The sequence below is a fragment of the Larkinella sp. genome (assembly GCF_965227735.1).
Lineage (GTDB): Bacteria > Bacteroidota > Bacteroidia > Cytophagales > Spirosomataceae > Larkinella.
In genome coordinates, this window is the sequence record NZ_OZ245776.1 from 563,887 (window position 1) to 582,565 (window position 18,679).

An 18,679-nucleotide genomic window follows, 5' to 3' on the forward strand; every position below is an offset into this window, starting at 1 on the left:
GAATTTCGTTAAGAATTAGAAACTGGCGCGAAGCATAACCCCCATGGTCCGGAACGATGGGTTGTTCCCGGCGTTGTTGATGTTGTCCGACCATCTCGTACTGGCGTTGGTCTGTTCGGCATCCAGATCTTTAATGGTCCGGTAGAAGAAGAACAGGTTCCGGCCAAACACCGACAACGTCAGGTTCTGGGTTCCGATTCGGCGGGTGATGTTGGCCGGAATCCGGTAGCCCAGTGAAATTTCCCGCATTTTGATGTAGGAGTTTTCCTTGACAAACAGTTCATACCGGGCATTGCCGTATTGAGGTCCGCCCCAGTTGTAGGTTGCATTGTAATACGTAGCCTGCGAAACCACATTGGTGTTGGCTTCCCCGTTGGCCAGTACGCCCTGCATCAGCATCCCGTCGTTATAAACCACCTCGCCTTTGGGGCCGGCAGCAGCCGTAGTCTGCACCCCTTTGCCGTTGGCGTCTTTGTAGTAGCTCAGTCCACCGCGTTCCTTATCCATGGCAGTCAGGCTTTCTTCGGTCAAACCGCGTGAAGTCAACCAGTTGATCCCCGTCGGCATGATGTGACCGCCAAACCGGAAATCTGCCACCAGATCCAGATTGAATCCTTTGTAGTTCAGGCTATTGATCAAACCACCCGTCAGTTTCGGCATGGCGTTTCCGACCTTGATCCAGTTGGCACCATCCAGTTGGTACAGACCGTTCGGACCAACAATACCTTGTCCGTTCGCATTTTTCAGGATCCCGTGGGCATAAATATCCCCCATCGGTTGTCCGACCACCGACCGCAACTGGGCCGCATTGCCATCGTAATCCGCATGAATCAGTTCCGTCGAGCTATTGGCCAGTTTTTCAACCTTGTTGCTGTTTTTTGCCAGGTTCAGGGTAATGTCCCAATTGAAGGCATTGTAGCCAACCCCTTTGATCGGCGTCGCATTCAGAGCGAGTTCAAGGCCCTGGTTCCGCAGCGTACCGATGTTGGCCAAAACCGACCGGGCACCCGAGCTGGCAGCAATCGTCAACGGCAGAATCTGATCGACGATCTGGGCGTTGTAATACGACAGGTCGAACCCGATCCGGTCTTTCAGGAACCGGGCTTCCAGACCAAATTCAAATTCACGCTTCTGTTCAGGGCGGATTTTGTCGTTACCATAAGAACTGTTGATCGTCGTGTAGAGGACGGAACTTCCGCCGGTTTGCTGGAGGCTCAGATTCCCCTGGCTATAGGCATTGTTAGCGCTGTAAATTGGTGGATAGTTACCCACAATCCCGTACGACGCCCGCAGTTTCCCGTAGCTAACCACGACCGGCAACTTCAGGAAGTCACTGAACACCAAACCGGAGTTAACAGAGGGGTAGGTAAAGGCGTTGTTGCCGGTAATCAGCGTAGAAGTCCGGTCTCTGCGGATCGTTCCTTCCACAAAGAAGAAGCCTTTGTAATCAAAATTCAGCGTTCCCAGATAAGCATCCCGAACGTAGCGATCGCGGGTGTTGCTGCCGTTGGGGGTGTTCACCGAAGCCGAAACATCGAAGAAATTTTCTGTGCTCAATCCGCCATTGGTTGAACGGCTGATAAACGTATTCAACTGCTTGTTGGCCGTGTAGCCCGCCATAGCGGTCAGGCTCATGTCCTGATTCAGCTTTTGAATATAGGTTAACAGCACATCCCCATAAACGTTATTGTATAAGTTGTTGGTCATGGAAAACGACCCCGAATACCCGAACGCCAACGGAACAGAACTGCGTTGTTTGTCTTCCAGCCGTTCTGAGGTAATGTCGGTTCCGATCCGGCCCCGCAGTTTCAGGTTGTCGAGAATGTCATAGTGCTGCGTAACGGCCGCGATTACGCGGTTGCTATACTCGTCGTAGGTATTGGCACGGGTGCTCCAGACATAATCCCCGATATCGGACTTGAAACCGTTCCGGATGATGTTCTCACTCGGCGTCAAACTCTGGTTGGTACCGGTTACGAATTTGTAGCCCTGGCTGGTTTGGTATTTATTAAAATACCAGTCGGCCGATTCGAAGCGGTTCATCATCCCCGTAAAGTTGTTGATCATGCGATCCACTTTATACGGACGGTTGTGCGTATACTGGTTGACATAATTCACCATCAAATCCGTCCGAAGCTTTTTGTTCAAGCTAAAGGTCGTGTTCAGGTTCATGATGTTTTTGCTGTTCTTCGCGCCGTAGCTGATCATGCCGTTGTCCTGGCGGGTGTAGGAAAACCGCAGGTTGGAATTGTCCGTTGCCTTGGAAATTGACAGGTTGATGTTGGAACTGCTGGCGTTCTGGAACAAGTCCGCATAGCTGTTTTTAGAAGGCGAGTAGGGCCGGATCACACCGTCGAACGCCATCACCGGTTGTCCGTCAAACTTGGGTCCGAAATTGACCGTGGCATTCAACAAGCCCCGGGTGTCGCCCACGCCATCGCCGTTGGTGTCGTAGGAGATGAATCCGTTGGCATCCTGGCCGCCATTCGCGTAGTTCAGCATGTATCCCGGACCCCGAACATCCTGGTAGCGAGGAAGGTAGGCAATTTTATCGACGCTGTAGCTGGCGTTAAAATCAACGCCTAATCCTTTTTTCCCTTTTCCGGTTTTGGTCGTCACCAGCACCACCCCGTTCACGGCTTCAGAACCGTAGAGGGCGGCCGCCGAGGCACCTTTCAGAATCGAGATGTTTTCAATATCCGCCGGGTTCAAATCCAGCAAACCGTTCCCCCGGATGCGTTGGTCTCCCCAATAATCCGTGTTCCGGACTTCGCCGTTCCGGATGGGAATACCGTCCATCACGATCAAAGGCTGGGTATTGCCGGTAATGGAAGCTAATCCGCGAACGCTGATGCTGACCGCACTGGTGGCACCACCTGGTGTTGCGTTGATCACCACACCCGGTGCTTTTCCGTAGAGAGCCGTAGCAAAGTTTGGAGAAGCAGCCTTTACAAGCGCGTCGTTCTTGACCACCGTTGTTGCATAACCCAGCGCCCGTTGTTCTTTCGTAACCCCCAAAGCGGTAACTACGACTTCATTGATCATGGTCGCGTCTTCGGTCAGGGCGAGGTCTACCACCGACCGGTTGGCAATGGCTACTTCCTGCGTTTTGTAGCCGATGAAGGAGAAAACCAGCGTTCCGTTTTTGCTGGCAGACAGACTGTACTGGCCGCTGGCATCGGTGGTGGTCCCTTGAGACGTGCCTTTCACCACAATGGATACGCCCGGCAAAGGCTGGCCATCGGTGCTTGCCGTAACCTTCCCCGTAATCGTCTGGGCGAAGACGGGTGAACTTACCATCAAAAGCATGACGATAAGCCTAAGTAGATTTTTTGACATAAAGGAGATGTAGTAAGATGGAAGTAGAAGAAATTTAACACAAGATTAATAATTTTTTTAAATATAAAAGCCCGTTATATTAAAAAATATTATTAAGTCTTATCTGGATCGCTTTTGGCTGATCTGACAATCGGGTGCTATCGTCCTGAGCCCGCTTTGATTGATACGACAAGCAATAAAAATAACGCAAAAAAATGGGCCTTACAAATTATGGCACTTTCGCTTTTGCCCCGTTCCCCTAAAGGGGACACATTCCTCCAGATGCTAAAAGTCCCCTTTAAAGCAGGGCTGTTAAGTTCTGCCGCCTTTGCCCCCAACCCCCTAAAGGGGGCTTCGAAATCCGGATGTTTTAGCCCCCTTTAGGGGGTTGGGGGCAAAGGCGAAAGTGCAAAAGAATTATCAGACATAATTCATATAATCTGACAAATTATATGAAGACCAAAAAGCCAGGACGTGGCAGAGAGGAAATCACCAGCTACTACCGGCAGCATCGTCCTCTCTACCTCGTCCCGGCTCCTCATCTTTCGTCTCTTGTCTTTCGTCTCTTGTCTCTATTCTTTACGCTCCTCTTAATTATTCAACCGGACAAAACCGCCGTCGATGGGATAATCGCAACCGGTGTTAAAACCGGCTTCGTCGGAGCAGAGGTACAAGGCCAGCGCGGCAATTTCCACCGGTTTGGCCATCCGGCCGATGGGCTGGGTAGCGGCCAGTTTGGCAAACATCTCCGCTTCCTGTCCGGGATAGGTGCGCGCAATAAAACCGTCCACAAACGGCGTGTGAACGCGGGCGGGTGAAATGCAGTTGCAGCGAATGTTGTGTTTCAGGTAATCCTTGGCCACCGACAGGGTCATCGAAACCACCGCGCCTTTGGTCATCGAATAGGCAAACCGATCCGGAATCCCGACCGTGGCGGCAATCGACGCCATGTTGAGCACGACGCCCCCGCCATTGGCTTTCAAATGCGGAATCGTGGCATACAGGCAATTGTAAGCCCCTTTGACATTGACCGTGAACACCCGGTCAAAATCGGCTTCCGTCGTGGTTTCAACGGTCCCGATGTGCGAAATACCGGCGTTGTTGACCAGAATGCTGATGGCTCCTCCGGCGGCAATCCGGTCAATCACCTCGACAACCTGCGCCTGATTCGACACATCGACGGCATGGGCGTGCGCCCGCCCGCCATTGGCATTGATCTCCTCAGCCACCTGCCGGGCCTGGTCCGCATTCAGTTCCAGAATGTGAACCAGCGCACCCGCCTGGGCGAACGTCTGCGAAATCGCCAGCCCAATCCCGCTGGCCCCACCTGTGATGATGGCAACTTTATCTTTTAGACTAAACATGGCTTTTTGAATGAGCGAATGAGTGAATGATAGAATGAGTGAATAGCTTCGCAGGGAGTAGAAAATGGCGGAGCTATTCACTCATTCTATCATTCACTCATTCAAAATTAAAGTGAAACACCCCGCTTCCAGGGGATAAAATCGTCCTGACCGAGTTGCTGGGCTTTGGTTTTGACTTCGCCACTGGCGAGCCGGATCACGTATTCGAGCAGTTCTTCGGCATTTTGCTCGATGGTTTCTTCGCCTTCGATGATCGGGCCACTGTCAAAGTCGATGACGTCGGGCATGCGCCGGAGCAGAGCCGTATTGGTCGAAATTTTCACCACGGGGCAAATCGGATTGCCCGTGGGCGTTCCTAAACCGGTCGTAAACAGAATGATGTTGGTGCCGGAACCAGCCATGCCCGTCGTGGCTTCCACGTCGTTACCGGGCGTGCAGAGCAGGTTTAAACCGGGTTCGGTGGCGGGTTCGGTGTAATTCAGCACGTCGGCAACGGGTGAGGTTCCGCCTTTTTTGGCCGCTCCCGCCGACTTAATGGCGTCCGTAATCAACCCATCGCGGATATTGCCCGGCGAGGGGTTCATGTCGAAACCGGAGCCAACGGCCTCCGCTTTCGCCGAGTAATCCTGCATCAGGTGAATGAATTTCAGGGCTTTCTCTTCCGAAGTCGAGCGATTGATCAGTTCCTGCTCCACCCCGTTCAGTTCCGGGAATTCCGCCAGCACGGTTTTGGCCCCCAAAGTGACCAGAATATCCGACAGATGGCCGATGGCCGGGTTGGCCGAGAGTCCCGAGAAACCGTCGGAACCGCCACATTTCAGGCCAACGGTCAGGCTGCTCAGGGGAGCCGGTTGCCGTTCCAGTTTGTTGGCTTCGACCAGGCCGAGGAACGTTTCGCGGATTGCATTGGTCAGCATGGCGTATTCGGTGCCGTCCTGCTGTTCAAAAATCAGCATGGGCTTGTTGAACTTCGGATTGCGTTTCCGCACTTCATCGACCAGCATCGAAGTTTGCGTATGCTGGCAACCCAAACTCAACACCGTGACACCGGCCACGTTGGGGTTGTTGATAAAACCGGCAAACAAACCACAAAGGGCTTCGGAATCCTGGCGCGTTCCGCCACAGCCCATTTCGTGCGTCAGAAACTTGATACCGTCGATGTTTTTAAAAGGCCGCTTGACGACGGGTTCATCCAGCGTTCGGACCTGCGACGGTTCGAGGAAGGCTTCCATTTTATGAACCCGGCTCATGTCGCCCACTTTATAGAGCTGCAGCAATTCATGAACCTGTTCCCGGTAAATCTCCGACTGGGCATAGCCCAACTCCCGCTCAAAAGCATCTTTCAGAATCAGGATGTTGCGGTTTTCGCAAAAAACGAGCGGCACCACGAGCCAGTAGTTGGCGGTTCCTACCTGGCCATCGGCGCGGTGGTAGCCCATGAACGTCCGGTTATGCCAGGCCGACACGTCGGGTTGCTGCCAGGTGTAAGGCTGTTTTTTTTCGATACCGTACTGGTCGGCGTCGTGTTTGAGGTTAAACGTGGTGATGGGTTCGCCCCGTTTAATAGGTTGTGTGGCTTTTCCGACCAGCACGCCGTACATAATCACCGAGTCACCGGTTTGCAGATCTTCGGTTACAAATTTATGTTTCACCCCAACACCAACCGGCAGGGTATACGTTTGTCCCTCAAAATCAACCTGTTCGCCCGACTGGAAATTTTGCAGGGCCACAATTACGTTATCGGCGGGGTGTACTTTCAGAAGTTTATGCTGCATAGTTATAAGAGTAGGAATACCATCCGGGGCTGATCCAGCAGAATCCCGGTTTGTTTCAAGAGACAAAAGTCTGTGAATTATCACTAATATTGAAATAAAAAAATCAAGATTCTTCCCTATTCATGCAAGTTTCCGGCAATCTCCTTAATCTTTTTGACCGCACCATCCGTTTCAGCCAGTTGACCATTGAGCAGGGCCGGATTCATCAAATCGACGAACTGGGTCCCGAACGCACCGAAGAACCGTATTTGCTGCCCGGTTTTGTCGATGCCCACGTTCACATCGAAAGTTCCCTGCTCACGCCCGCCCAGTTTGCCCGGCTGGCGGTGGTTCACGGCACCATCGCCACGGTGTCGGACCCCCACGAAATCGGGAACGTTCTGGGCGTCGAGGGTGTGGAGTATATGCTTTCCAATGGCAAACGCGTGCCGTTCAAATTCTGTTTCGGCGCTCCTTCCTGCGTACCGGCTACACCGTTCGAAACCGCTGGAGCCACCATCGGTGTTCGGGATGTTCGGCGGCTGCTGGGGCTGAAAGAGATTGGCTACCTGGCCGAGATGATGAATTTCCCCGGCGTGCTGCACCAGGACCCGGACGTGATGGCCAAGATCGCGCTGGCCAACGCCTTCAACAAGCCCATCGACGGCCACGCACCCGGTTTGCGGGGCGACGACGCCCAACGTTACATCGATGCCGGCATGAGCACAGACCACGAGTGTTTTACGTACGAAGAAGGGCTGGACAAAGTGCAGCGGGGCATGAATATTCTGATTCGCGAGGGAAGCGCGGCCAAAAATTTCGAAGCACTGATTCCGTTGCTCGCCGATTTCCCGGAGAAGATCATGTTCTGCTCCGACGACAAGCATCCCGACAGTCTGGTGGAAGGCCACATCAACCAACTGGTTAAACGGGCGTTGGCAAAAGGACACGATTTATTCAACGTCCTGCGGGCTGCCTGTCTCAATCCGGTGTTGCATTACCGCCTGCCGGTGGGCCTGCTGCGGGAAGGTGATCCAGCCGATTTCATCGTGGTCAGCGACTTCCGGGCGTTTACGATTCTCAAGACGTATAGTAATGGCGTTGTGGTGGCCGAAAACGGAATTTCACAATTGCCGGATTTGCGGAGTGAACACGTCAACCGGTTTAACTGCCTGCCGAAAAAACCGCTTGATTTTGAAGTATCGCCGGATCAGCATCCAGGCCAATTACAGGTCATCGAAGCCCTTGACGGACAGTTAATTACCAACAACCTTCTTCTCTCTCCAACCATTCTGGAAAACCGGGTGGTGGCCGATGTAGCGCGGGATATTCTGAAAATAACCGTTGTCAACCGCTACCAGGACGCGGCCCCGGCCGTGGCTTTCATCAAAAATTTCGGTCTTAAAAAAGGGGCGATTGCCTCAACCGTCGGGCACGACTCCCACAACATCATTGCCGTGGGTTGCGACGACGAAAGCATTTGTCAGGCCGTTAACCTGGTTATCGAAGCCCGGGGTGGTTTAAGTGCCGTTGCGGAGGCAACCCACCACCACCTTCTCCCCCTCCCCATCGCCGGATTGATGACCGATACCGACGGTTATGCCGTATCGGCTACGTACACGGCCATCGACCGCTTTGTGAAGGATGAATTGGGAAGTACGCTGACGTCTCCGTTTATGACCCTGTCGTTCATGGCTTTGCTCGTTATCCCGTCCCTCAAACTCAGTGATCGCGGCTTATTTGACGGACAGAATTTCCGGTTCACCCCGATTGTGATCTAACGGTCGCAAAACCGTATGCACGCATACTAAAATAAAAAAAATCCTATTTATACAAGTTTTTGTAAAAAAAAGCCCGAACTGTTTTTATTAACAAGTTTTGTTAATAAGTTTACATTCTGTAGAAAGAGTACTTTCTGTTGACCCATCCTAAACCATTACTATGCCTCGCTACCGCACCCCATCCGGTATAGACGAAGAGCAACTCTGGGATCAGTTCCGGAGTGGCGATGAAGTGGCTTTTGCCCGGCTTTATAAGGAATATGTGCAGGTGCTGTATCACTACTGCGCCCACTTCACCGCCGACCGGGCCTTGATCAAAGACTGTATTCATGACCTGTTTGTCGAATTGTGGAAACACCGGCAAACCATCGGTCAGACCACCTCGGTCCGGTTTTATCTGATGGCGTCAATCAAGCGAAAACTGGTTCGCCACCTGAACGCCGAGATGAAATTCAGCAGCCAGGATGACGTCGAAAACGACCGCGAATGGCTCCCCGGCTGTGCGCCGTCCTACGAATCGACGCTGATTTCGTACGAAGAAGACGACCACGTCAACTCCTGTGTGGCCAAAGCCATCGAAAAACTCCCCCGCCGTCAACGCGAAGCCGTTTATCTGCGCTATTATCAGAATTTGAGCAACGAAGAAATTTCGTCGCTGATGCAGATCAACATCCAGTCGGTTTACAACCTGATTTTCGGCGCGTTGACCAATCTGAAAAAATACATTTCGCCCGAGAAAGTGGTTCTGTAACCAACAGCATCCCTCGCCTGGCGGTTCTAACTATTGTTTGCCGTTTGAAGTTTACCCAATCCGGTTACTTACCTTTGTAACCCAAACCGGTTTACTTCAAACGGCAAATTCTGCATGAACCCGATTACCACACCCCTGCCCGAACGGATGCGCCCCCGCACCCTGGATGATGTTATTGGCCAGCAAAAACTGATTGGCCGGGGAAGCGCCTTACGCCGGGCCGTTGAAACCAACCGCATTCCGTCGATGATTTTGTGGGGACCGCCGGGCGTCGGAAAAACGACACTCGCCCAGTTGATCGCGGAAGCCACCAAACGCCCTTTTTTTAGTTTAAGCGCCATCAGCGCGGGTGTTAAAGAAGTCCGCGACGTGCTCAGCCGCCCTTCGGGCCTGTTCCCTCCCATCGTTTTTATCGACGAAATTCACCGGTTTAACAAAAACCAGCAGGACGCGCTGCTCGGCGCGGTCGAAAAAGGGACCATCACGCTGATCGGCGCGACAACGGAAAACCCGTCGTTCGAGGTCAACTCGGCTTTACTGTCGCGTTGTCAGGTGTATATTCTGGAATCGCTCGGTGTCGACGAGCTGAAACAACTGGTCGACAACGCCATTTTGAAAGACAGTTACCTCAAAGAAAAAAACATCACCGTTGAATCCTACGATGCGCTCATGCGGATTTCGGGGGGTGACGGCCGGAAGCTCCTGAACCTGCTGGAGATGGTTGTAACGTCCCGTCCGGATAATCAGGAGATGACGATCGATGACGAACTGGTGACAACCGTTGCCCAACACCAGATTGCCCGCTATGACAAGTCGGGCGAACAACATTACGACATCATTTCGGCCTTCATCAAATCCCTGCGCGGCAGCGACCCCAACGGTGCGTTGTACTGGATGGCCCGGATGCTGGTAGCGGGTGAAGATCCCGAATTCATTGCCCGCCGGATGTTGATTCTGGCCTCGGAAGACATCGGCAACGCCAACCCGACGGCAATTATCATGGCCACCAACGCCATGCAGGCCGTGAAAATCATCGGCTTTCCCGAATGCCGGATTGTGCTCTCGCAGGTGGCGGTTTATTTGGCGACCTCGCCCAAAAGCAACGCCAGTTATGTAGCGATCAACGAAGCGATGGCGCTGGCCGAGCGAACGTCCGATCAACCCGTGCCACTGCATTTACGAAACGCGCCGACCAAACTCATGAAGCAGATTGGCTATGGCAAAAACTACCAGTATGCGCACGACTTTGAGGGGAATTTTGTGCAGCAGAACTTCATGCCCGATGAGTTGAAGGGGACGAAGTTGTATCAGCCGGGTCAGAATGCGCGGGAAAACGAAATCCGGAAGCAGTTGCAGCGTTGGTGGGGTGAGTGGTACGACTATTGACCGATCAATAGCGGTCTCCGCTGCCGCCACCGCCAAAATCGCCCTCCCCAAACCGCATTCCGTCCCTGGAACCCAGATGTCCCGAAGTGGCCTGAACGCTCGCCAGCAGTTCGGCATTGATCAGGAATTCTTTGGGCGAGTCCTCATCGGGCCGATCCGTAAAACCGGCCCGGGGTGCGCGCAGGTACCGAATCAGGAAAACCGCCACCAGAATGAGCGACAATCCGTTGACCGCCAGATAAACTTCCAGCGAAAACAGTGGATGAAAATACCGCCAGGTGGCCAGAGCCAATCCCCAGCCGATGGCACTCATGATCAGCAGCGGACGTTCTTTCTGCCGGAGACCCATATAAAACAGCAAAACCGGAACCGCGAGCGTCAGCGTCCAGAACAGGCCAGCCCAGGCAATTTCGGGGGCTTCGGCGGGTCGCCGGTCCATCATCCAGTAGTTCAGTTCACGAACGGCATAGTAGTTGCAACTGATTAGCAACAGGCTCAGGGACAGCCATTCCAGCAGAATAAAATTATCCCGCCAGTACACCAGTTCGTCCCGGTCTTCATACAACCGGGCCAGCCCATACAGCCCTACCGACACGCCCATCAGCACAAACGGCAGAAGCTGCTTTCCAAATGAAAACTCCAGGATGAAGTCGAAAAGAGCTACCGCGAGTGTGGCGAAAGCCACCAGGGTCAGGAGCAGATCGCTGTAGTACCAAACGCCGAGCAGCAACAGTGGCAAACCAATGAAACAGTATAGCCAGAGTGGCATGTTGTCGGGAAACAGACCGATTACCCCCACAATCACGAGGGCTACAGCGGCAATAATCAGGGCATTGTCGATACCGGATCGGTAGTGTTTCCGGCTGTTGATCAGGTGACCCGCCAGAAAGCCAATGGCGGTGCCGAAACCAATGTTGAAGAAATGGTAAAACAGATCGATTTCAAAGAGTTTTGACAGGAGTGTTGCCAGCAGAAAATACCCGCCACTGACGGCGACAATGGAAAACACGAACAGGCCGATTTCAATAAAACCGTTGGATTCGTGAAAACCGACCGGATATTTTTCCCGAATCTGCTGCATTTTCGCTTCATCGAACAAACCCTGACGCTGCCAGCGGGCGGCCTGTTCGGTGAGGTGTTTGTTACGAACCCAGGTTTCGTTGTAGGCTTTCATCTTGGCAAGGGGTGTGGAGTGAATGCGCAAACGGTCAGCGTCAAACTTTCCGGCTTTTTGATAAATAGGCCGTAATGCCAATGCCGGTAATGATCCAGTAAAGGTATGTTGCTTCGTCGCGCAGGTGCAAATAATGGAATACCAGATAGGTTACGCCGATGTACCCATAAAATGTACTCATCAATAGGAATAGAAATGAATGCTCTTTTCGGGCATACCAGTCGAAGGCAACGCAGGCAACAGCCAGCGCGACGGCAAACAGCAGATCCTGTTCTTTAAAATTGAATAGCCCGGCCACCAGCGCTACCAGCAACAGGTTGCCCGCGAACGTCAAAGTGGTAATGGTAAAATGCCGTTTGATCCGTTGCCGATCCAGCACCAGCGCCCCCGCCATAAGCACCAGACTCAGCACGATGGCCGAAAGCAAAACCGTCAGGTCTCTCAGGTTTCCTTTGAAGTAAAACTCCAGCGGACGAACCGTTACCCCGATCCACGAAATCAGGGCCGTGAGTCCCATCGCCAGCACGCCCCGGTGATCGAAGAGATACGCCAGTGTCAGAAACAGGATGGCGGGCAAAAAGGTTACCAGACCGTAGCGGGTTCCAAACAGGTTATACTGGTATTGCAGGTAGCCTTCCAGGGTCAAAAAAAGCAGGCAACCCAGCAACAGGGCGTAATCACCAAACGGCGAACGACTGGGTGAATGAGCGGTGGTGACTGGCCCCTTGAAACGGATGGCAAATGCAAAACAGGCCGCGCACACCACCGCCAGGGCCAGAATCAGCAGGTTGTGGCCGATCTGGTCGATGTATTTGTAAATCAGCCAGCCCGTTCCCGTCGTAAACAGCAGAATACCGGCATAAAGCAACGACCGTAACTCCCAATGTACCGAAAACAGTTTCTGGTCTTCAACCGATTGGATCACAACGCGTTGTTTCTCATCAAGTAAGTGCTGATCGGCAAGTTCCTGCAATACCCTTTTCGGGGACATATTAGCGAAAAATAGTGTTACTAGTTATAACGGTAAAGATGGGCAAATGGATTGAAAAAATGGCAACCAGACCGCAACAGATCGAACTTCCACCAAAATACTACCTTGATTATTTTCGCTACCTGACCGGTTTTGTCCGTCGCATGTACGGCCATTTGCTGAATGAAGCGGAGCAGGAATTCATTCGCCGTTTCGACGAACTGACCGAAGATGCGCAGTGCCTCTATGTGCGGTTCAGCAACCGGCGGGGAACGTTTTTTCGGGTGCAGAAACTGCAATACAAGGAAATTGACGACCTCCCGGCGGCTGTAGGCGAACTTCTCATCAACGGTTTTATCGAACGGCTGAACCCGCACCACGAAGTGCTGGGCGACGAGGTGCTGAACACCTTTACCAAACCGGAGTTGCTGGACTTGCTGCCGCTGGAACCGGAGGAAATCAAACCGCTGGGGAAAGCCAAGAAAGAAAACATCGTCCGGTATGCCCTGCACGAGCTGGATTTTACCCGGATTGTTGAAAGCCTGACCCGGCTTGAAACGGTGGTGAAACCGCATTTCGACGCGGAGGTGATGATGTTGAAGTACCTGTTTTTCGGAAACCGTTCTGGTGACATGACCGAGTTTGTGATTCGGGATCTGGGTATGGTGACCTTTGAACGCTACGACGAATCGAAGCTGACGGCCCGGTTTGTGAACCGCAAAGAGGTAGAAGACAAGCTCCTGATTTCGCTTACGAACGAGGAATTTCGTGAGCTGCGCGATTCTGTAACGCCACCGGAAGATGTGTTCAACTGGTTTATGAACTGGGACGACACCCGGCCTGAACTCAGCGAAATTGCCAAACCCGGTTATGCCAAACTGGTGGCCCACGTCGGCGGTTTTCTGGAACGGCAGAAAATGCCGGAGCAGGCCATGCAGGTCTATTCCCTGACCGACCGGGTGCCGGCCCGCGAACGGCGCGCGCGGCTGCTGTTCCGGTCGGGGCTGACAGACGAAGCGCTGGCCCTCTGCGACGAAATTGCGCTCAATCCACAGAACGCCGATGAACGGTATTTTGCCAACGATTTCCGGGAGAAAATTCTGAGTGCCGGGGAGAAAAAACGCAGCCGGAAAGCCACCACCCGGTTTTTGTCCGATGCCGAAAGCGTCGGTATTCCGGCCATCTACCGGCACCACGTCGAAGCCGGGGTTATGAATCACTTTCTGGAAACCGGTTGGGAAGCGTCGTTTACGGAGAATTATCCCTGGCGCGGCTTGTTCGGGCTGGTGTTCTGGGACATCATTTACGATGCCAACGTGCAGGCTATCCACCACCCGCTGCAACGGACACCCTCGGATTTTTACCTTCCCGATTTTTACGTCAAACGCGAAGAGTTGCTCAAAAAACGCCTGGCCGACCTGAAAACCCGCGATGACTGGAAGAAACACATTGAGACGGTTTTCTTCGAAAAATACGGAATTACGAATGTGCTGGTCGACTGGAACGAGGAATTGTTGAGCCTGAACTTGCAGATGGCGGACTTGCTGGAACCGGCGCAACTGGGTCTGATCATGCTCGAAATCTCGCGCAATCTCCGCGAAAACACCCGCGGTTTTCCCGACCTGCTGATCTGGAACGAACAGGGTGCGTATGAATTTGTGGAAGTAAAATCCCCAACCGATCACCTCGGTGCCCAGCAACTGCACTGGCTGGAATTTTTCCAGCTCATCGGCGTCCGGTCGCGGGTGTTGCGGGTAATTTGGACGGTTTAGTTGCCCCCAACCCCCTAAAGGGGGCTTAAAAAAATCCGGGTTTAAGCCCCCTTTAGGGGGTTGGGGGCAACTAAACCGTCCCCGCGCGCAGAAAAACCGGAAACCGGACTTCCCGTTCGCCAGCGCCCCACACGGTTTTCAATTGATCGGCCATCCAGAGAACCGGGTCGTTTCCGTGTTGGCGAATGTATTTCTGCACACTCGACCACGTTCGGAGATAATTCAGGAAGCGATCCAAATCCCAGTTTCGCCGGATGGTAAAGTTCTGATGAACAACCCCATCGAACGGAAACGGGATGCTGGCGTACGCTTCATCAACGTGTTTTCGCTTGTTGTCCCAATACGGCCCGATGATGACCTCGTAGAAATGGTAGAAAACCGGATCGATAACGGGATTAATCTGCGCGTTTCCGTACCCCCACTCGGCCAGAACCGCCCCCGGTTTTGCCACCCGCCGAACTTCCCGGTGAAACGCGTCGGTATCGAACCAGTGCAGCGCCTGGGCGACGGTTATAACATCGAAAAACTGGTCCGGAAAAGGGGTTTGCTCAGCCGCACAGAAGGTATAGGTAATATTGGCTTTCTGAACGGCTTTCTCCAGTTGCTGCGCGCTGATGTCCGTAGCTTCCACCTGGTCAAAATGAGTAGACAACACGCTGGCAACCTGTCCGTTGCCCGTGGCGCAATCCCACGCTTGTTGACGACCGCCGGTTAGAGAAAACAGAAAATCATAGAGTTCGGGCGGATAATCGATCCGGTATTGCGCATACAGATCGGCGTGGCCCGAAAAAAGGTCGATGGTGGCCATAGTTGAATTCAGGAAAACAGGATTCTCATTTTTTTTCTTCTTTTTCTGCCATTTCGGCGGTAGCCATTAAACTTTCGGTTTTCTACCTTGTCAAACGGGCAAGATATTTATGGAAAAAGCCGGTAGAGTGTTGGCGTATATTAGCATTGCCGTATAACTTTGTTGGCCCAATCACAGTTTTTAGTCTTAACTCATTAAGCTTTTAATCGAATTTACATGAAAAAAACGTTTGGAATGCTCATTGCGGTTGCCCTGACCGCCCTTATTTCCGTCAGCAAAGCGCAAGCTCAGACCGTAATACCCGACGACGTTAAAGCTTTACTTCAGAAAAACATCTGTCTGGCTTGCCATAACCCGGACACCCGTCTGGTGGGCCCTCCTTATAAAGAGGTTGCAAAGAAGAAATATACCGATGCGCAGATTGTCGAATTGATCTATGAACCAAAGCCGGAACACTGGCCAGGTTACCCCCCGATGGCTGCGTTGAAAAACGTTCCGAAAGACGAAGCACTGAAAATTGCCGCCTGGATTAACTCTCTGGATGGTGGTGCGAAAAAAGCTCCGGCGAAAAAACCGGCTGCGAAGAAAAAGGCGTAATGTTCGCTACAATAAAAAAACGGAATCCCTGCTTTTGGTGGGGATTCCGTTTTTTATGACGTGTGTTTTTGAATTATTTTATTCCAGATTGCGATGATGCGTTGTGATTTGCGATTCGCGAATTGCAAATCATACGAAAACAGCATAGAATAAAGGGCTTTCACTTGCTATTCGACAACAATCCCCTTCTTCACCAGGAAAGCCCCAATGTTGAATTCCTGCCCGTTCATCAGCTCAATGTCTTTATCCCAGTTAAAGGTCTCCATCCGCTCCTTGGTGGCAACCAGTACAACCTGTGCTTCGGTAAGAACCCAGATGACTTTTTCAACACCAAAGTCCAGTAATTTGCCGGTTTTCTTGTAAATATAACCGGTTTCAGTAAGTTCTGAAATCGCAATATTGATGTCAACTTCAATGACAATTTTTGGTGGGACATTGGTGTATTTTTTCGAAATCTTAGCCGGTGTCAGAATAGCCTGATCATAAATACCGATATCATTAGATAGATTATCCCGGTTATTAAGATGAACACCTGGTTCACTAATGAGAACAAAGTATTTCTCATCGTCAATAAATGAGAAGATAATTTTTGCTAAGTACGAAATAAGCAAGGCTTGTAAGCTACTTGAACCCATAATTTCTTCCAACGTTTTTTTTCCGGCCAGCACGTCTTCATAGCCCCTGTAATACAGGGGTTTGCCATCCAACACCTCACAAATCAGGTAGTCCGGAATTTTACGTTTTGAACGGGAAACCGGTGTCTGCCGGGCTTGTCCTATCGCTACTGCCATTGCTTTAGTCTATTAATACTCAAATCCCTTCATCAACCGGCGGCTCGTTGTCACTGAAAATCCTTTGCCGGACCGCTTCGTATAACACCACGCCCGTGGCCACCGACACATTCAGCGACTCGACCTGCCCCACCAGCGGAATGCGGGCGTGGTGGTCGGCCAGACGGAGTAATTCTTCCGAAATTCCGTCGTCTTCCGAACCCATAACAATGGCTGTCGGGCCGGACATGTCAATGTCGTACAGGTAGTTATCCGTTTTTTCGGTACAGGCCACGACTTTAATGCCCGACTCTTTCATGTATTTTAACGTCTCTTCGAGATTGACTTCGCGGCAAACCGGCAGGTGACTCAGAGCGCCCGACGAGGTTTTCATGGCGTCGGAATTGATGAGCGCAGCCCCCCGTGCGGGAATCACAATCCCCTGCGCACCCGCACATTCCGCCGTCCGGGCGATGGCCCCGAAGTTGCGCACGTCCGTAATCCGGTCCAAGACCAGCAAGAGCGGCACCTGCCCTTTTTCGTAGACACCCACAATTACGTTCGAGAGTTTGGCGTAAAAAATCGACGACACGAAGCAGATGGCCCCCTGGTGGTTTTTCCGCGTAATGCGTTCCAGTTTCTCAACCGGCACGCGCTGAATGGTCACCCGGCGCTCGAACGCGAGTTGCTGAATTTCGGGAAAGCTGCCTTCCTTGACCAGATACAGCCGGTCGATGTCTTTCCCGGAACGCAGAATTTCGGTAACAGATTGAATGCCAAACACCATCTCATCGCTGGAGTACTGTTTGGGCTTTTTGGTATGAAACGTATTTACTCGCGAATTGCTCCGGTTCTCCATGCTTCGACTACGGGATACCAGACGGGTTGATATTCGACATATCGCACCAGTTCATAGTGATCCTCAACAAATTGATTAGGTTTTCGATTAAAGGTAAAGTTAATTTCCGAGACATTCGCACGTTGGTTATACACCCACACCTCCCGGTCGCGGCTGCGCTGAACCCGGTCGGGCGGTCCCAGCACGATGTAGATCATCCCTTTGTCAGTTTTCCAGCCTTCCTTGTAGGTCGTAAAAAGGCGGTTGGCTTCTTCTACACGGCCATAATACGCCCGAATGGCTCCTTTTGCCAGACTCTGATCACCGGCCATCAGCGTCAGCCAATACCGGTCGAGTGCTTTTTTATAATCCGCAGCCGTATTCAGGCTATTGATTTCGGTATTGGTGCTGACGTACAAAATGGGCTTGATCAGTTTTTCGGGCCGGGTCATTTTCGGAAAGCGATTGTCGGCCACGACCAGACCCAGACCGAAGGCATCGGCGGTATCTTCCACGAAATAATACAGGCCTTCGTCGGGCAATGAAAACGGCTGGTTGGTCATCACCGTCATGGCCGAATCGACGCCCATCACTTTGGTCGGCGCGCGGGGTGTCGTGTTCATCGGCGACTGCGCCGGATCGAAATCATGCCGGTACCGGAATAAATGCAGTGGTTTGGAAACTGCCCCCAACACATCCCGCACCACCACCGTATCGCCGGCATTGACAAAATGGTGCTGCTGGGGCAGGTTGGTTTTCGGATCGAAAAAAGCAAACCGGTCGCTCAGTTTGACGGTCTTAAACCGGATGGGTAAATCGTTTAACACCTTGCGTCCCGTACTGATTTCGGTAATTTCGAGCAACATAACCCCGTTGACGGTGTTGGCCGGTTTCTTGGCGTCGAACGCGACCGTCAGCACGTCGCCCGCTTCGGGGGAAGCTTCCCGGATCACCGACTCGGCCGTCAGCGGAACGTTGCCGTAAGCCAGCCGTTCGCGGCTGTTGTAGTCCGGATAAACGACGTAATTCAGCATAAACCGGGAAGTAAAATCCTCGACCGTGGCATGTTCACTCCCCTTCCGAACCATCAGGTTCATATACACCCGAATCGATGACGAATCTTTCCCCAGAAACCGTCCTTTGGTCGAAACCACCCGCCAACTGGTTTCCGTCGGTCTGGCTGGTGCCGAAGCACTGACCGGTGCCGACCTCGGCGCCGACCGATCCGCCGGTCGTTCGGTCTGGCTGGTGCTGCTTTCCGGATTTTTGGTACGCTTGCCGGAAGCACAGGCTCCCAGCAAGGCCGCACAGAGTATGATAATGACTAGTCTCATATGGCTTAAATTCTATTCATACCTAAAACGAACAAAACGCCCAATCCCATCAATTCCAATTC

At 52.3% G+C, this 18,679-nt stretch carries 14 protein-coding genes; 5 read left to right on the forward strand and 9 right to left on the reverse strand.

The window, feature by feature from the left end; all coding sequences use genetic code 11:
• Positions 1–15: 15 nt before the first annotated feature.
• The 3 genes from ACO064_RS02270 to ACO064_RS02280 form a co-directional block, all read right to left on the reverse strand.
• Positions 16–3,339, reverse strand: a complete 3,324-nt coding sequence (locus ACO064_RS02270; RefSeq protein ID WP_421825796.1) for a SusC/RagA family TonB-linked outer membrane protein — start codon at positions 3,337–3,339, stop codon at positions 16–18.
• A 569-nt stretch (positions 3,340–3,908) separates the two neighbouring features.
• On the reverse strand, positions 3,909–4,682 hold the full coding sequence (locus ACO064_RS02275) for an SDR family NAD(P)-dependent oxidoreductase (RefSeq protein ID WP_421825797.1): 774 nt from the start codon (positions 4,680–4,682) through the stop codon (positions 3,909–3,911).
• 107 nt (positions 4,683–4,789) lie between these two features.
• Positions 4,790–6,457 carry a UxaA family hydrolase gene (locus tag ACO064_RS02280; protein WP_421825798.1) on the reverse strand — a complete coding sequence of 556 codons (1,668 nt, stop codon included), beginning with the start codon at positions 6,455–6,457 and terminating at the stop codon, positions 4,790–4,792.
• Between the two features lie 122 nt (positions 6,458–6,579).
• Between ACO064_RS02280 and ade the strand changes: the two genes are divergently transcribed.
• The 3 genes from ade (at position 6,580) to ACO064_RS02295 (ending at position 10,354) form a co-directional block, all read left to right on the forward strand.
• Positions 6,580–8,217 (forward strand): adenine deaminase, encoded by a 1,638-nt coding sequence (ade, locus tag ACO064_RS02285; RefSeq protein WP_421825799.1) that lies wholly within the window; start codon positions 6,580–6,582, stop codon positions 8,215–8,217.
• 160 nt (positions 8,218–8,377) lie between these two features.
• Positions 8,378–8,968, forward strand: coding sequence for an RNA polymerase sigma factor (locus tag ACO064_RS02290; protein ID WP_124873068.1), 591 nt, complete (start codon positions 8,378–8,380; stop codon positions 8,966–8,968).
• A 114-nt stretch (positions 8,969–9,082) separates the two neighbouring features.
• Positions 9,083–10,354: a replication-associated recombination protein A gene (locus tag ACO064_RS02295; RefSeq protein ID WP_421825800.1), complete on the forward strand. Its 1,272-nt coding sequence runs from the start codon at positions 9,083–9,085 to the stop codon at positions 10,352–10,354.
• Positions 10,355–10,358: 4 nt separating this feature from the next.
• On the opposite strand, the gene ACO064_RS02300 is transcribed toward ACO064_RS02295, so the two are convergent.
• Together ACO064_RS02300 and ACO064_RS02305 are read right to left on the reverse strand one after the other, a co-directional pair.
• Positions 10,359–11,528: a hypothetical protein gene (locus ACO064_RS02300; RefSeq protein WP_421825801.1), complete on the reverse strand. Its 1,170-nt coding sequence runs from the start codon at positions 11,526–11,528 to the stop codon at positions 10,359–10,361.
• Positions 11,529–11,568: 40 nt separating this feature from the next.
• Positions 11,569–12,519, reverse strand: coding sequence for a DUF2157 domain-containing protein (locus tag ACO064_RS02305; RefSeq protein ID WP_421825802.1), 951 nt, complete (start codon positions 12,517–12,519; stop codon positions 11,569–11,571).
• 59 nt (positions 12,520–12,578) lie between these two features.
• Here ACO064_RS02305 and ACO064_RS02310 point away from each other — a divergent pair, with 59 nt between their 5' ends.
• Positions 12,579–14,270: a VRR-NUC domain-containing protein gene (locus tag ACO064_RS02310; protein WP_421825803.1), complete on the forward strand. Its 1,692-nt coding sequence runs from the start codon at positions 12,579–12,581 to the stop codon at positions 14,268–14,270.
• 70 nt (positions 14,271–14,340) lie between these two features.
• On the opposite strand, the gene ACO064_RS02315 is transcribed toward ACO064_RS02310, so the two are convergent.
• Positions 14,341–15,078, reverse strand: coding sequence for a class I SAM-dependent methyltransferase (locus ACO064_RS02315; protein ID WP_421825804.1), 738 nt, complete (start codon positions 15,076–15,078; stop codon positions 14,341–14,343).
• A gap of 216 nt (positions 15,079–15,294) precedes the next feature.
• Here ACO064_RS02315 and ACO064_RS02320 point away from each other — a divergent pair, with 216 nt between their 5' ends.
• Positions 15,295–15,675 (forward strand): c-type cytochrome, encoded by a 381-nt coding sequence (locus ACO064_RS02320; protein ID WP_150880352.1) that lies wholly within the window; start codon positions 15,295–15,297, stop codon positions 15,673–15,675.
• 167 nt (positions 15,676–15,842) lie between these two features.
• Here ACO064_RS02320 and ACO064_RS02325 read toward each other — a convergent pair whose 3' ends face one another.
• Genes ACO064_RS02325 through ACO064_RS02335 form a run of 3 tightly spaced genes read right to left on the reverse strand, consistent with a single transcriptional unit; the run spans position 15,843 to position 18,617 of the window.
• Positions 15,843–16,466: a Uma2 family endonuclease gene (locus ACO064_RS02325; RefSeq protein ID WP_421825805.1), complete on the reverse strand. Its 624-nt coding sequence runs from the start codon at positions 16,464–16,466 to the stop codon at positions 15,843–15,845.
• Positions 16,467–16,485: 19 nt separating this feature from the next.
• The gene (gene rlmB, locus ACO064_RS02330; protein WP_421825806.1) at positions 16,486–17,304 is read right to left on the reverse strand and encodes a 23S rRNA (guanosine(2251)-2'-O)-methyltransferase RlmB; all 819 of its coding nucleotides are present in this window, start codon (positions 17,302–17,304) and stop codon (positions 16,486–16,488) included.
• Positions 17,277–18,617 carry a GWxTD domain-containing protein gene (locus ACO064_RS02335; RefSeq protein WP_421825807.1) on the reverse strand — a complete coding sequence of 447 codons (1,341 nt, stop codon included), beginning with the start codon at positions 18,615–18,617 and terminating at the stop codon, positions 17,277–17,279. The genes rlmB and ACO064_RS02335 overlap by 28 nt, the downstream gene beginning before the upstream one ends.
• Between the last annotated feature and the right edge of the window lie 62 nt (positions 18,618–18,679).

Excerpts from the sequence above, each read along its gene's own strand:
- rlmB (WP_421825806.1), bottom strand. The coding sequence starts at position 17,304 with ATGGAGAACCGGAGCAATTCGCGAGTAAATACGTTTCATACCAAAAAG.
- ACO064_RS02325 (WP_421825805.1), bottom strand. The coding sequence starts at position 16,466 with ATGGCAGTAGCGATAGGACAAGCCCGGCAGACACCGGTTTCCCGTTCA.
- ACO064_RS02335 (WP_421825807.1), bottom strand. The coding sequence starts at position 18,617 with ATGAGACTAGTCATTATCATACTCTGTGCGGCCTTGCTGGGAGCCTGT.
- ade (WP_421825799.1), top strand. The coding sequence starts at position 6,580 with ATGCAAGTTTCCGGCAATCTCCTTAATCTTTTTGACCGCACCATCCGT.
- ACO064_RS02320 (WP_150880352.1), top strand. The coding sequence starts at position 15,295 with ATGAAAAAAACGTTTGGAATGCTCATTGCGGTTGCCCTGACCGCCCTT.
- ACO064_RS02290 (WP_124873068.1), top strand. The coding sequence starts at position 8,378 with ATGCCTCGCTACCGCACCCCATCCGGTATAGACGAAGAGCAACTCTGG.
- ACO064_RS02305 (WP_421825802.1), bottom strand. The coding sequence starts at position 12,519 with ATGTCCCCGAAAAGGGTATTGCAGGAACTTGCCGATCAGCACTTACTT.
- ACO064_RS02315 (WP_421825804.1), bottom strand. The coding sequence starts at position 15,078 with ATGGCCACCATCGACCTTTTTTCGGGCCACGCCGATCTGTATGCGCAA.
- ACO064_RS02270 (WP_421825796.1), bottom strand. The coding sequence starts at position 3,339 with ATGTCAAAAAATCTACTTAGGCTTATCGTCATGCTTTTGATGGTAAGT.
- ACO064_RS02280 (WP_421825798.1), bottom strand. The coding sequence starts at position 6,457 with ATGCAGCATAAACTTCTGAAAGTACACCCCGCCGATAACGTAATTGTG.
- ACO064_RS02295 (WP_421825800.1), top strand. The coding sequence starts at position 9,083 with ATGAACCCGATTACCACACCCCTGCCCGAACGGATGCGCCCCCGCACC.
- ACO064_RS02300 (WP_421825801.1), bottom strand. The coding sequence starts at position 11,528 with ATGAAAGCCTACAACGAAACCTGGGTTCGTAACAAACACCTCACCGAA.
- ACO064_RS02310 (WP_421825803.1), top strand. The coding sequence starts at position 12,579 with ATGGCAACCAGACCGCAACAGATCGAACTTCCACCAAAATACTACCTT.
- ACO064_RS02275 (WP_421825797.1), bottom strand. The coding sequence starts at position 4,682 with ATGTTTAGTCTAAAAGATAAAGTTGCCATCATCACAGGTGGGGCCAGC.